The sequence below is a fragment of the Persicitalea jodogahamensis genome, assembly GCF_014651615.1.
GTDB lineage: Bacteria > Bacteroidota > Bacteroidia > Cytophagales > Spirosomataceae > Persicitalea > Persicitalea jodogahamensis.
In genome coordinates, this window is the sequence record NZ_BMXF01000003.1 from 622,011 (window position 1) to 635,236 (window position 13,226).

Consider the following 13,226-nt stretch of genomic DNA (forward strand, 5'->3'; position numbering starts at 1 on the left):
GTTGAAATCCAGCTCAGAATAAATACCCAAGTATAATAACCACCGAAAGTATCCGCACTACCTGCCGTAGTACTTTAAGCCCTGAATAAATGAACTTGCAAGCTGATTGATAATTGATACCCATGATCTGGGCAATTTCTTCGTTGCTAAAATGATGCGTGAAGCGAAGGTCGATAGCTTGCTGCTGGCGGGGACTTAGCTGACGGTACCCGGCACGGAGTTGTCGCATCAATTCTTCGTGGCCGTCGTTTTGAATTATTTGCTTTTCCCTCCAATTTCCCTGTTCTTCAAGCTCCTGGCAATTTTCAAGATCAGTCGCTCTGTAAAATTCATCCCGTTTGTAAACACGGAATATTTTGTTGCGCAGTGCCCTAAACAGGTAAAACTTAATCGAATCCGTGTCGCTCAGTCCGGCGCGACTTTGCCATAGCTCAACGAACAGATCGTGAATGCTGTCCTCAATTAATTGAACATTGGTGGTAATCTGATGCCCGTAACACAATAACTCATCGGCGTGTAAGTCATAGATTCGCTTGAACGCCTCTCGGTTTCCCTCCCGAAAAGCACTCCATAAAGCTACATTCTGGTTTCTGGTTTGTGCCTGACCCACTCGGTTTGCGTTGTATTCTATATACTAATGCCACAATCAGTGCTTTTTAATCCAATTTTTTCTAAATATTTTTTGAAAATGGGCAATTTCTAATAGTAAATACGCAGAGATATGCCTTGACTTAGTGTTCAAATTTTCGAAAGCTATTGAGAACGAGTACTTTTTTGTGAATCTTTACCATCTTAACCTTAACTTCTCACTGCGTATGGCCACTACTACCCTCAACACCCCCTGGGTGGAATCACCGTTTTTTGAGCAAGAAATTGAGCAGGCGGGCTACGATTCCGCGACCGAAGAACTTATTCGCCGCTACGCCGAAGATGGGTACGTAGTATTTGACCCACAAATCGATGGATCGGTGATCGATGCCGTGGTAAATGGTCTCAAACCGAAGTTTGAGGCGGAGCACACCAACCGCATTCAGGATGCCTGGGAGTACAACGATGCCGTCAAGCAGATAGCCGCCGCGCCCCGGGTGCTGGAAGTGCTTAAATTGCTTTATCGCCGGGAACCGATTCCCTTTCAGACGCTGAATTTCAGCACAGGTAGTCAGCAGCGGACCCACAGCGATTCCATCCACTTCAATTCCATCCCCGAGCGGTTTATGTGTGGCGTGTGGGTGGCGCTGGAAGACGTCCACAATGGCAACGGACCTTTGCACTATTATCCCAAGAGCCACAAACTACCCTTTTACGACTTGTCGATTCTGGGTTTGAAAGGTTCTACCAGCAAGTCGATCGAAGAGATGCTCACAAAGTACTATACCCGCTACGAGGATTTCATCGCTGAGCTGGTGGAAAATAAGAAATTGGACAAGAAGGTACTGAACATCAAGAAAGGGCAAGCCCTGATCTGGTCGGCGAACCTGCTGCACGGTGGCGAGCCGATTTCGCATGCAGGTAGTACCCGCTTTACGCAGGTGAATCACTTCTACTTCGAGGGCTGCGCCTACTACCGTCCCATGCTCACCGACATGGCCATCGAACGGATTTCGATTCAAAAAGTCGTCAACATCGCTACGGGGAAAGAAGTGAAAAGCCAATATCTTGAAAAAGACATTGATCACATCGGCTATTCTTATAAAGTGTACCTACCTGCCGGACTCATGCGATCCTTGGTACCTTCGGGCGTAAGGCAGTGGGTCAAAAAGTTGAGAGGGTAGGGCGAGGGGGGACGATGACTGTGGCGGGGGCTCGTTAAAAACTTCCTTTCCGTATTTCCATATCGCTAAAAAAACGCTCGATGCTATCAAAAGCACATTCGATGCTCTAAATCTCGCAAAAGATAAAGGTATTAAACGGCAAGCATTACGAATTATTAAACTCCGATCCCTAAAATAAATACGGCATCAAAAGGGCAATGAAAAATAAGAGAAGTACGAAATATATCTAGAAAACACTGCAAAACTTTCGTATATACAGGAGTTAGCGGCATCCTCACATGCCTGCGCTGCTGTAAAGGTATTAAATAGAAATGCCAGGATATCAAAAGCCTGGCATTTCTATTACTACATGTACTTAGCTTACAAATTCTTTTTCTTCATCTCCTTCACCGCGTAGTCCGCTGCTCGGGCCGTGAAGGCCATGTAGGTCAGCGACGGATTCTGAGTGGAAGTGGAAGTCATGCTGGCACCATCAGTCACGAAAACATTGGGTACGGCGTGGAGCTGATGGTACTTATTCAGCATCGAGGTTTTGGGGTCCTTGCCCATGCGAACACCACCCATTTCGTGAATATCCAGACCGGGTGCCTGCTTGCTGTCGCTGGTGCGGATGTTGGTGAAGCCCGCCATGGTAAACATCTCCGTCAGCTGTTCCAGATAATCCTTTACCATTTTTTCGTCATTATCGTCGTAATCCACCGACATCCTGACTTGCGGCAGTCCATAGGGATCTTTCAGATTGGGATCCAGCGCTACGTAGTTAGTTTCCTTTGGGATCGTTTCCCCCATCATGTGGGAGCCCACCCGCCAATTTCCCGGTTGTGGATTGAGCAGGCTTTCTTTTAAAGCAATACCTTCCTGGCTATAATCCGAGCGGGAAGTGCGGCTGGCGCTGAATCCAGCGGCGTAGCCGCGAAGAAAATCTGTCTCCTGCTTGTACACATTCCTGAACCGGGGAATATAACTACCATTGGGCCGTCGGCCATCGGTCGTCATATCCAGAAATCCATCGTACTCGCCCGAAACACGGGCGCGGTAGTTGTGAAAGGCGAAGTACTTACCCAAAGTACCACTGTCGTTGCCGAGTCCGTTGGGGAAGCGGGACGAAGTGGAGTTGAGCAGGATCATGTTGGTGTTAATAGCCGCGGCATTTACAAAAATGATTTTGGCATAAAACTCCATCATCTCCTTTGTATTGGCATCGATTACCCGCACCCCCGTGGCTTTGCCGGACGTGGCCCCGCTGCTCTTTTCATCATAAATAATCGAATGCACCACCGAATGGGGGCGGAGGATCATATTTCCGGTTTTCATGGCCCACGGAATCGTAGAAGCGTTACTACTAAAGTACCCGCCAAACGGACAGCCGCGTTCGCACATAACCCGGTGCTGACACTTGGCACGGCCTTGGTCGTAGTGGATCTGCTGCGGGTCGGTGATATGGGCCGCCCGGCCAATGATAATGTGACGGTCTTTGTAGTTGCCGGCTACTTTTTCTTTGAAGTACTTTTCCACGCAGGACATCTCGTGGGGCGTCAGAAACTCGCCGTCAGGCAGAGCGTCAATGCCATCTTTATTGCCTGTAATCCCGGCAAATTTTTCCACGTGGCTGTACCATGGCGCGATGTCGTCGTAGCCAATGGGCCATTCTACGGCAAAACCATCGCGGCCGGGGCCCTCAAAATCATACTTGCTCCACCGCTGGGTCTGACGGGCCCACAGCAAAGATTTACCGCCTACCTGATAGCCCTGAATCCAGTCGAAAGGTTTTTCCTGAACATAAGGCTGGTCTTTGTCTTTGATGAAAAAGTGCGACGATGATTCCTTCCAGTTGTAGCATTTGCTTTGAATAGGATTTTGCTCCCGGGCCGCTAAGGGCATCTTCTCCCTGTGTTCAAACTCCCACGGCATCATGTTGGTCGTAGGGTAGTCCACATTGTGTTTTACGTCACGGCCCCTTTCAAGCACCAGCGTCTTGAGTCCTTTTTCGGTAAGTTCTTTGGCTGCCCAGCCACCGCTGATTCCCGAACCTATTACGATAGCGTCGTAAGTCCGGGCTTTTTGAGAATCAATGTTAAAATAAGGCATTTGTACCAGTATCGGTGAAAGTTAATTTAGGCTTCTTTAATGGGAACACAACCGTGAAATCTCCCGGGAATCATCTCGTAGTGCGTAAGATTGGTCATGACATACTCGGAGTTCATGTAGCCCTGAATGGTAAGATTCTTTACCAACGGAAAGAATGCTCTCACCGATGGATCGTCGCTCAGTTCCAGACCTTCCAGAATATGAATGCGCTGGGGGGGAGTACCGGCAGCAAAAGGTTTCTTAAAAGTCTGCTGACTGTATTTATCCAGTGAGGCAAGGCCATCGTTCAACGTCTTTTTAACTTCGGGTTCGTAGCATTCGGCTACCATTTTTTGCACAAAACGGTGGACATTCAATTCTTTGGCACCCGGCGTGTCGGTAACGGGAATAAAAGTTTCGACCACTTCGGCCAGCATTTCATCCTCGGCAATTGTCAGAAATCCGATTTTTTTTATACTCTTTTGGTTCCAATTGCTGGCCCAGGCGGGCAGGGCTACCATCGCGCCCATGGAGGCGGCTACGTTTTTAAGAGCCGTGCGTCTTTGCATGGTTTTATTTTATAGGTTTTAATAAAAAGGCTTGATTTCTTTCAAACGAAATTGGCTGACGGATTCTCTTTTCAGGAGAATCTGACTTCTCTGCAAAGAAAGGTGATTATCGCAGTGATATACCCCAAACGCGCAGAAAAGCGTAAGATTGTCAATATTACTTTGTCTTTATCACCTGGATTTTCTGCAATAGTGTTTTGCGGTTGGCTTCCGAAATATCGACAGTGACTCGCTCATCGCCCAGATGAATAGCATGACGCTCCACGCGACGCAGGTGGGCCAGGTTGACAACCAGGGATCGGGAAAGACGAAAGAAATCCGGATCATCGAAGTGCTGCGTTAATTTTCCCAAAGTCATCCAAACCTTCGACGGTTTTTCCTGATGGCGCAGACGGATCGAAACGCTTGCGCCATCGGCCTGCAGGTACAGCACGTCCTTGGACGAAATCTGTTCATGGCCGTTGTCGATTGGGAGGAAAAGTACCTGGCCGCCGGAAGGCAAGCCCGGCTCTAGTCTTAAAAATCTGGCGTGGGCCAAGTCAATTTGTATCAAAAGTTCCATTATCCGGAAAGGCTTCAGCAGGTAGGCGGAAGGCAAAGTGGCACTTGCCCGGTCAATGGTAGACTGATCGGTGCTGGATGTCAGGTAAAGAAAGGGCATCCAGTGCTGGGCCAGCAGATCCTGAGCTAGTTGAATACCCGCAAAAGACATCCCGCCAAGGGTGATGTCGATGACAGCCAGGTCGGGAGGATTGACTTTGAGGATTTTTTTCGCTTCGGTAGCATCCCGTGCCGAGCCAACGACGGTGTGGCCGGCGTCTTCAAGCTGAGCAGCCAGATCGGTAGCCGTTAGAATGTCGTCCTCGACGAGTAGTATCTTGAGCGGAGTCATGCGACAGAATCGGTAAAATTCAAAGTAAAGAGAGTACCACTACCTGGCTTTGATTCAGCAAAGTAATAATTCCCACGCAACTGGCGTACCTGCATACGGATCATTTCCAGGCCGTAGGAATTGGTGGGAGTGATCGTAGTGGCAGTATTTCCCGGGCCTGAATCAAAATCCAGGCCGGGGCCATTGTCAGACACAGTCAGTTCGATTTGGTTCGCATTGCGATGACAACCAATAATCAGGCATGGGTCAATACTGCCGGGAAAGGCATATTTACAGGCATTTGTAACGAGTTCGGTCAGGATCAATCCGAGTGGAATGGTTTGTTCCGGGCTGAGGTGCAGTGGGTCGAACCTGTAGGTGGTGTCAATTTTCGCGTACCCATAGGCAAGCAGTACACCATTGGCAAGCGCCGGAATAAACTCAGTAAGGTCGATGAGCGGCGAATCGATGGAACCGAAGAGTCTGCTCTGAATGAGGGACATGGATTGCACCCGCAACTGACTTTCCTCCATAGCCTGACGGGCATCGATATCGGACAGTTGCCGGGCCTGCAGATTGAGCAGGCTTGAAATCTGCTGAAGGTTGCTGATTGCCCGGTGGTTTTGCTCCCGAACCAGGTGTTCATTTTTCAAGCTCAATCCCTGATATTTCTTGAAAAGCTGAAAAAATAACACACTAAGAACGCCCGCGACTAAAAATAGGAATAAAACGACCCCAATGACTATTCTATCCTGGCGGTGATTGCGATTCGAGATATCCAGTTCCAGTTGTTGGATTTTAAGCAGGTTTTCTTTTTTCTCCGTTTCATATTCCACTTGAAGCCGGGCAAGTACCCCATCACGTTCAGCGGCGAACTGCAGATTTTCCTTTCTATAAAGTTCTCCAAATCGCTTGTGTGCGCTCTGCCATTGATTCGTGTGCTCATAGTAGTCCAGCATTGCCCGGTCCATGGTGACGTCCAGCAAATGATCGTTAAGTCCGTTAGTCTTGTACAGCTGCGCTGCTGACTGGATTTCGGACAGGCCTTTTTCTGGCTGTCCCGCATCGATGTACGCTCGCCCCAGCAGAATTTGGGTGTTAAGTCGGGTTCGAAGATTTTTTTTAACATGAAGCCATTTTTGCGCTTCCAGCAAATGGGTAATAGCCCTCGGATCGTGCCGAAAAAGAAAAAGCTCTCCCAATTTCAGATTAATATCGGCCATGCCCAGCGAATCCTCTATCTGACGATTTAGTCGTTCGGCAGTTTTGAGAAATATCACCGCGCTGTCAGGGCGTTGGCTCTTTGGATTGTAGGGGTACCTGCGCTCAAAGACCTGCGCCAGGGTTGCATTGGCCAGTACCTGTCCCTTTAATGATTTTATGCGTTCAAATAGCGCCTTGGCCCGGTAGGCGTATCGGATTTCATCCCGTGTTTGAGAAATCTGCCTGGAATTTTCACAGAGCCTCACGTAAAGTCTGCCCAAATCATAGGAATCTCCCCGGGGTTCAAGAATCCGCAGGGAGTTAAGAAATGCAGTTTTGGAGGCGACGTGGTCACCGGCGAATGCATATAGTTTGCCGTAGAGGTAATAAGCCTCAGCCAGTAGGAGGGAGTCATTTTTTGCCCGTGCTTCCCGCTCTACTTCTTGTGCATGTTGACGCTTCTCGGCGATTGGCGGAAAGGCCGGATCCTGTGCCAGTACCCGACCTATGGATAGCATTGCCACAAGGTACAATACGATCTGTATGGAAAGGTGTTTCAACATAGTGTGTGTGGGACCTTGACTCACAAAGATAATCCGATTTCGGAAAATCCTACTGTAGCTTTCGATAACTTTTTTTGCTGGTTCACAAGTCAATAGTACCAGCTCGTGAGTTCATCGTTGCTCTTTGGATAACCTTTTGGGAAATTGGAGCCTCCACAAATTAACCCCCTCTATCATGGCGGTAACTGCTCTACTCAACACCTTTGAACAAGTCCCCATTGGCGCTTACAAGCGTGCCTATCCCAATGAAATTCTCTCCTGTCAGGGCGATCGTAACTATACACACATTTATTTAACTAACGACCGGAAAGTTTTGGTATCACTGACATTAGGCGTTTTGGAATCGAGGCTGGCATCAAGTCATTTTCTTCGGCTTACCCGCGGCTGGTTGGTAAATAAGTATCATATCCGTGACTTCGATGGTACTTCAGTAACGCTCAGCAATGGCCAGACCGTTGAAGTAGCCCGGCGGCGGCGGCATGAAGTATACTTATCATTGAATATGTCCTGAAATTAGCCGATATCACGGATTGAATTCGCGTTGATTGGATAACTCGAAGACTATCAGCGATTCGCTGCTGTTAATTCTGTGCAATCTATCTGATGGAAATATACATTTCCCCATCCGAAAACAACTCGTAGGAATACTGGCCAGGCGTGTTCAAAATATAGAGGCGCGACTCATTGCCGACACAAAAGGGCTCCGACAGCGTGATAATTCCTGAACCCATGTTAACGATTTGCCAGCTTTGGCCTTTTCGCTCACTAGCGGGTGGTAAAGTAAAGAACGCATCCCCGCCCTTATGGATATACATAGAAGTCTCAGCCGAGAGATTGGTGTCGGTCAGGGTGGTAACAAAATTTTGCCGGATCGATGGTAGCGATTTCTTGTGAACTACCCCTTGTTGGTCCACAGTCAACACATCGGAATCCTCATTGCTGTATTGGAGACCGCTAACCTGAATTGGGTCGGCTGGGGACGAAACTGTAAGCGCATGGGCGATGACGGTGGTGCCGATGCCCACCTGGCCCGAAAAATAGTTTTTCAGCTGGGAGGGCGCAATATAAATTCCCCAGCCGTTTTTTATTATGCCGGAATTGACTCCGCGGAAACCTTCGAGCCTGAGTCCGTAAAAGTTTTCGATGTGGGCGGCATTGCCCGCATCGTTACTGGTAAAAAGCCTGAGATTGATGAAGTCAAAGTCATCCGTCCGGTAGGGACGGTCGTTGTTGCCAAAAGTACCCGATACCTTCACGGCTGCCAGCTTGGCTACATTGCCTCCATCGCGGTACCCCAGGGTATCCGGCAAGCCTCGGAACAGATTGAATTCACCCGCGCTGGTGTGTACGTCGGTGAAGTCAACACCCGATTTGAAATTAGCGTAGTTATTAACTACCAGCCCCTGGGCGCTGTCTTGCGGACGAACTACCATGCCCACCGCGGTAGAGTCAGGAGTTTCAAGATCGTACCTGGGCTCATTAACCCCTAAATACATTCCGCGCGAAAGAAGTGAATCGTACCTGGTGCTGACGAGCACCATATTCCGAAGGGGCGTACTGTGCTGTTGAGAAATGGAAACCGCCCCACTTCGCCAGATTTTGGCCGTATCATTCAGGTTGAATTGAGTAGAATCCCTGGCGACCCTCCAATTGGACTGGGCAAGAATGCTTTTGGAAAACAATAGCATACCAAATATCAGCCCTGAAAACAGGGGCGTAGGGGTTGCTTTCATAACTTTCTCATTGAATTCTAACTACTCTACAAATTCCCAAGCCTCAACATGCGAGGGGCTATGCTCTTTCTTTACGATCTGGTCGAATCGGGTAATGAGTTCAGGGTGCCGGGCGGCGAGGTCGGTTGTTTCGCTTTCGTCCTTTTGCAGATCGTAAAGTTCCCATTTGGCATTTTTGTTTTTCTTCATATCTACCTTGACTCCCTTCCATTTGCCCATCCGGATGGCAAGTTGGCCGCCCTTCTCCGGATACTCCCAATAGAGGTACTCGTGTTTTTCCTGTTCATCGTTCTTGCCCAGCAAGGTGGGTAAAAATGAAATTCCGTCGCTGGGAACGGGGTCCGTCTTTACAACGTCCAGCAAGGTGGCAAGTACATCATAGTGCACCCCCACATGGTCGGTTACGCTGCCGGGCGTGATGCGCCCGGGCCAGCGGGCTACCATCGGCATGCGAATACCACCTTCGTACACATCCATTTTGAGGCCCCGGTACGGACCCACACTTTCAAAAAACTTGGCATCGACGCCTCCGTTAAAAGTGGTACCATTATCGGATGTGAAAATTACCAAAGTATTATCGTCGATCCCCAGCTCTTTCAATAAAGTCATTATTTCTCCGACTTTGCTATCCATGTAGGTAATCATGGCTGCGTAAGTGGAGAGGGGGTAGGGGGTCGAGGCATAACTCTGCCCGCCGTAGTAGGGCTTTTCAGGAAAGAGGCCCTTGTATTCTGCCACGGCTTCATCCGGCGCCTGCAGCGATACGTGTGGAATAGTGAAGGGAAGATACAGGAAAAAGGGCCTGTCCTTATTTTCCCGTACAAAGCGGACCGCCTTTTCGGCCATTTTGTCGATGGCGTAGTCGTTGCCTTTGTAGTAGTCAAAATCCTTCATGGTCGCCGTTTTAGGGTCGAGCCGACGGTGTACGTTAATAACGGGATTGTTGAGGGTGTCCCATTTTTCATTTTCCCACAGGTGGGTAGGGTAGTAGTTGTGCGCCTGTTTCTGATCGTAGTAGCCGTAGAAATAGTCGAAGCCCTGTTTATTGGGGCTCCCACTGCTATACCCCATACCCAGGCCCCACTTGCCAATGGCGGCTGTGCGGTACCCTTCCTTTTGGAGCACAGTGCCAATCGTGACCGTGCCTGCCGGAAGGGGCATTTGTCCGCGTTCGGTAGAATCAGGGAACCCACCCAGTTCGTAATTGCCCCGGATGTAGGAATGCCCGGCGTGCTTACCGGTAAGTAGCTGGCAGCGCGACGGTGCGCAGACGGGTGTGCTCGTGTAGTAGTCAGTGAACAGGATGCCTTCTTTGGCGATCCGGTCGATATTGGGCGTGCGGATCTTCTTCTGGCCGTAACAGCCAAGTTCGGCGTAGCCCAGGTCATCAGCGTAGATATAAACGATATTAGGCCGGGCAGACTGGCCAAGGGCCGACAGTACGGTCACCGCATGGAAAAGTAGAAGGAGGAAAAATCGGGTCATTGTGAGTAGAAAGGGGTAGTTGTTTATTGACAATAATACAAAAAAGGAGCGGCTGGCTCCGAGACAGTATATGCAGCGTTTTGTTGGCTTTCCAAAGAAAGCAATTTAACACGCATGATTACCCAGGAAATTCCAGTAAGCGTGGTGGGTTTGGGCCTGATGGGATGCAGCATTGCAACCTGCCTGTTAATCGCCGGCCACCCCGTAGTGGCAATAGCCCCCATCGCTGCCGATCTCGATCACGCCGAAGCCCGCATTAGGGAGCATCTGGAAAAATCGGTTGAAAACGGTTTGGTAGACGAACAGCCCGATTTTTATTTTGAAAATCTGATCATCACCGAAGACTATGCGGACCTAGCCACCTGCCGCCTGGCCATTGAATGTACCATCGAAAACGTATTGATTAAGGAGCAGGTCTACAAAAAAATAGAGGCCCATCTGCCAGCTGATGCGCTGCTGACCAGCAATACTTCGGCCATCCCGATAAGTACCCTGCAGCAGTTGACACAGCACCCGGCTCGTTTCCTGGGATTGCACTGGACGGAACCCGCCCACACCACGCGTTTTCTGGAAATTATTTGTGGCGACGAAACCGACCTGAAGAACGGCGAGTACCTCTATGAGTTGTCGCACAAATGGGGCAAGGAGCCAATATTGGTACGGAAAGACATCGCCGGGTTCATAACCAATCGGCTGATGTATGCCATGTACCGCGAGGCGATCAGCCTGGTGGAAGGCGGCTATGCCACCGTGGAGGATGTCGACCGCTCATGCCGCAACAATGCCGGATATTTCATGACCATCGCGGGCGTATTCCGCTGGATGGATCTGACGGGAGTACCGGCCTACCATACCGTGATGCAGCGCTTGCTGCCCACACTTAACAACAGCACTGAAGTACCTGAACTGATCGATAGAATTGTTCGCGAAGGGGGACGGGGAGTTGCCAATGCCCACGGTTTCCATGAGTATACGCCCGAAGAGGCAAAGCTATGGGAGGAAACTTTTACCGAGTTCACTTATGACATCCGGAAACTGGCCCTGAAATATCCGGGGGACGTAGTGAAAAGGAAGTTGAAAGAACGGGAAGAAGGTAAGGCCTAGTTGATTCATATTTTTTATTTAAATTTTTTTGCTGCAAATTCTGATATATGCGTTTTGTTCTTTTGCTACTGTTGTTGCCGGTTCTCACTATTGCTCAGAACCGGGAAGCCCGCCCGGCTTCCTCTCCTAACATTGTCATCGTCATGACCGACGACCAGGGCTACGGCGATATAGCCTGTCATGGCAATCCTTGGATCAAAACTCCCACGATGGACGTGCTCCACGCGAGCAGCGTTCGTTTTACCAATTTTCATTCGGGAACTACCTGCGCCCCGACTCGCGCGAGCCTGATGACAGGCAAAAACAGCAATAAAGTCGGTGTATGGCATACCATCATCGGTCGTGAATATTTGCGAGCCGGGGAAACCACAATGGCTGAATTATTCAAAACGGCGGGCTACTCCACGGCGATTTTTGGCAAGTGGCATCTGGGCGACAACTACCCCTTCCGTCCGCAGGATCGGGGATTTGACGAAGTGCTTATCCACGGTGGCGGCGGGGTGACCCAAACCCCTGATTATTGGAACAATGATTATTTTAACGATACCTATTTTCATAACGGCAAGCCCGAAAAGTACCAGGGCTACTGCACCGATGTCTGGTTTCGGGAGGCAACGAAATTCGTCAACAAGAACAAGCGTCAGCCCTTCCTGTGTTACATTGCCCTGAATGCTCCGCATGGCCCGTACCACGTCGCTCCCAAATACAGTCAGCCTTACAAGGACAACCCGAAAATCCCCAACCCCGACTTTTATGGTATGATCACCAATGCCGACGAGCAAATGGGGGTGTTTATTGAAAATCTGAAAAAGGCGGGTGTGTATGAGAATACCATCTTTATTTTCATGTCTGACAACGGTACCGCCGCCGGAGTGAAGTTCGATAAAGCAGGAAATGTGGACAAAGGGTATAACGCCGGAATGCGGGCCACCAAAGGCTCTCAATACGAAGGCGGCCACCGCGTCCCTTTCTTTTTGCATTGGCCCGCCAAAAAACTGCCCGCCCGCCCTGTGGACGGACTGGCGGGGATGGTGGATCTGCTCCCCACACTACTCGACCTTTGCGATATAAAACCAAAAACAAAGACGGATTTTGACGGCATCAGTCTGGCTCCGAGCCTCTTGCAAAACCAACCTATTAAGCCCGAACGCATTTTAATTACGGACACACAAAGGGAGGGGTACTTGGAGGAAGGGAAAATGTCTGCCGTCATGCAGGGGAGCTGGCGGCTGATCGACGGTAAAGAGCTCTACGACCTATCGACCGATCCAGGCCAAAAGGACAACATTGCGCAGGCGCATCCGGCCAAAGTAAATGAACTGCAAAAAGCGTATCAGGCTTGGTGGCCAGACATTTCCCGCCATGGCAATGCATTCAACCGGGTAATCGTAGGCAGCGAAAAACAGCCCGTTATTTGCCTGACGGCCCATGATTATTTTGCGTTGGATAATTTTCCAGCCTGGAACCAGTACCAGATTCGGGAGGCCAAAGGTGGGAATGGACCCTGGGAAATCTCGGTGGCCAGCGCGGGCCGCTATCGCGTTTCGTTGCGCCGTTACCCATTGGAAAGTGGCCTTGCTATGGATGCCGCCGCACCGGTCCCAACCGCCGAACCGGGTGCCGATCCTTATCCCGCAGGAAAACCGCTGGCGATTCGGAAAGCGAAAGTAAAGGCGGGGACAGTCGAAAAAACGATGGCGGTAAAACCGGGCAGCAAATCCGTCGACTTCGATATGGACCTACCCGCCGGAGACACGCAACTACAAACCTGGCTCACCGACGATCAGGGGCAGGAATACGGCGCATTTTATGCCTACATCAGTAAGTTGCGTTGAAAAAGGTATTTAAGTACCAGACTA

At 49.8% G+C, this 13,226-nt stretch carries 11 protein-coding genes; 4 read left to right on the plus strand and 7 right to left on the minus strand.

Features of this window, described 5'->3' with window-relative positions; genetic code table 11:
* Nucleotides 1–13: 13 nt before the first annotated feature.
* On the minus strand, nt 14–610 hold the full coding sequence (locus IE117_RS17910; RefSeq protein ID WP_189565842.1) for an RNA polymerase sigma factor: 597 nt from the start codon (nt 608–610) through the stop codon (nt 14–16).
* Nucleotides 611–815: 205 nt separating this feature from the next.
* Here IE117_RS17910 and IE117_RS17915 point away from each other — a divergent pair, with 205 nt between their 5' ends.
* The gene (locus IE117_RS17915; protein WP_189565843.1) at nt 816–1,772 is read left to right on the plus strand and encodes a phytanoyl-CoA dioxygenase family protein; all 957 of its coding nucleotides are present in this window, start codon (nt 816–818) and stop codon (nt 1,770–1,772) included.
* 360 nt (nt 1,773–2,132) lie between these two features.
* Here the strand turns inward: IE117_RS17915 and IE117_RS17920 are convergent, their stop codons facing one another.
* The 4 genes from IE117_RS17920 to IE117_RS17935 all read right to left on the minus strand — a co-directional run bounded on the left by IE117_RS17920 (nt 2,133) and on the right by IE117_RS17935 (nt 7,045).
* Nucleotides 2,133–3,860: a GMC oxidoreductase gene (locus IE117_RS17920; protein ID WP_189565844.1), complete on the minus strand. Its 1,728-nt coding sequence runs from the start codon at nt 3,858–3,860 to the stop codon at nt 2,133–2,135.
* A 26-nt stretch (nt 3,861–3,886) separates the two neighbouring features.
* Nucleotides 3,887–4,408, minus strand: a complete 522-nt coding sequence (locus IE117_RS17925) for a gluconate 2-dehydrogenase subunit 3 family protein (RefSeq protein WP_189565845.1) — start codon at nt 4,406–4,408, stop codon at nt 3,887–3,889.
* Nucleotides 4,409–4,565: 157 nt separating this feature from the next.
* Nucleotides 4,566–5,300 carry a response regulator transcription factor gene (locus tag IE117_RS17930; protein ID WP_189565846.1) on the minus strand — a complete coding sequence of 245 codons (735 nt, stop codon included), beginning with the start codon at nt 5,298–5,300 and terminating at the stop codon, nt 4,566–4,568.
* Complete coding sequence (locus tag IE117_RS17935) at nt 5,297–7,045, minus strand: sensor histidine kinase (protein ID WP_189565847.1); 1,749 nt, start codon at nt 7,043–7,045, stop codon at nt 5,297–5,299. Before IE117_RS17935 ends, IE117_RS17930 begins: the two co-directional genes overlap by 4 nt.
* Before the next feature lie 175 nt (nt 7,046–7,220).
* On the opposite strand from IE117_RS17935, the gene IE117_RS17940 reads away from it, so the two are divergent.
* The gene (locus IE117_RS17940) at nt 7,221–7,556 is read left to right on the plus strand and encodes a LytR/AlgR family response regulator transcription factor (protein ID WP_189565848.1); all 336 of its coding nucleotides are present in this window, start codon (nt 7,221–7,223) and stop codon (nt 7,554–7,556) included.
* A gap of 85 nt (nt 7,557–7,641) precedes the next feature.
* Here the strand turns inward: IE117_RS17940 and IE117_RS17945 are convergent, their stop codons facing one another.
* Both IE117_RS17945 and IE117_RS17950 read right to left on the minus strand, forming a co-directional pair.
* The gene (locus IE117_RS17945; RefSeq protein WP_189565849.1) at nt 7,642–8,778 is read right to left on the minus strand and encodes a hypothetical protein; all 1,137 of its coding nucleotides are present in this window, start codon (nt 8,776–8,778) and stop codon (nt 7,642–7,644) included.
* Nucleotides 8,779–8,799: 21 nt separating this feature from the next.
* Nucleotides 8,800–10,263, minus strand: coding sequence for an arylsulfatase (locus IE117_RS17950; RefSeq protein ID WP_189565850.1), 1,464 nt, complete (start codon nt 10,261–10,263; stop codon nt 8,800–8,802).
* Between the two features lie 114 nt (nt 10,264–10,377).
* Between IE117_RS17950 and IE117_RS17955 the strand changes: the two genes are divergently transcribed.
* Nucleotides 10,378–11,367 (plus strand): 3-hydroxyacyl-CoA dehydrogenase family protein, encoded by a 990-nt coding sequence (locus IE117_RS17955; RefSeq protein WP_189565851.1) that lies wholly within the window; start codon nt 10,378–10,380, stop codon nt 11,365–11,367.
* Nucleotides 11,368–11,414: 47 nt separating this feature from the next.
* Nucleotides 11,415–13,202: an arylsulfatase gene (locus tag IE117_RS17960; RefSeq protein ID WP_189565852.1), complete on the plus strand. Its 1,788-nt coding sequence runs from the start codon at nt 11,415–11,417 to the stop codon at nt 13,200–13,202.
* The last annotated feature ends 24 nt before the right edge of the window (nt 13,203–13,226 follow it).

Coding starts and splice junctions, on each gene's coding strand:
- IE117_RS17960 (WP_189565852.1), top strand. CDS start 11,415: ATGCGTTTTGTTCTTTTGCTACTGTTGTTGCCGGTTCTCACTATTGCT.
- IE117_RS17940 (WP_189565848.1), top strand. CDS start 7,221: ATGGCGGTAACTGCTCTACTCAACACCTTTGAACAAGTCCCCATTGGC.
- IE117_RS17945 (WP_189565849.1), bottom strand. CDS start 8,778: ATGAAAGCAACCCCTACGCCCCTGTTTTCAGGGCTGATATTTGGTATG.
- IE117_RS17950 (WP_189565850.1), bottom strand. CDS start 10,263: ATGACCCGATTTTTCCTCCTTCTACTTTTCCATGCGGTGACCGTACTG.
- IE117_RS17915 (WP_189565843.1), top strand. CDS start 816: ATGGCCACTACTACCCTCAACACCCCCTGGGTGGAATCACCGTTTTTT.
- IE117_RS17920 (WP_189565844.1), bottom strand. CDS start 3,860: ATGCCTTATTTTAACATTGATTCTCAAAAAGCCCGGACTTACGACGCT.
- IE117_RS17935 (WP_189565847.1), bottom strand. CDS start 7,045: ATGTTGAAACACCTTTCCATACAGATCGTATTGTACCTTGTGGCAATG.
- IE117_RS17930 (WP_189565846.1), bottom strand. CDS start 5,300: ATGACTCCGCTCAAGATACTACTCGTCGAGGACGACATTCTAACGGCT.
- IE117_RS17925 (WP_189565845.1), bottom strand. CDS start 4,408: ATGCAAAGACGCACGGCTCTTAAAAACGTAGCCGCCTCCATGGGCGCG.
- IE117_RS17955 (WP_189565851.1), top strand. CDS start 10,378: ATGATTACCCAGGAAATTCCAGTAAGCGTGGTGGGTTTGGGCCTGATG.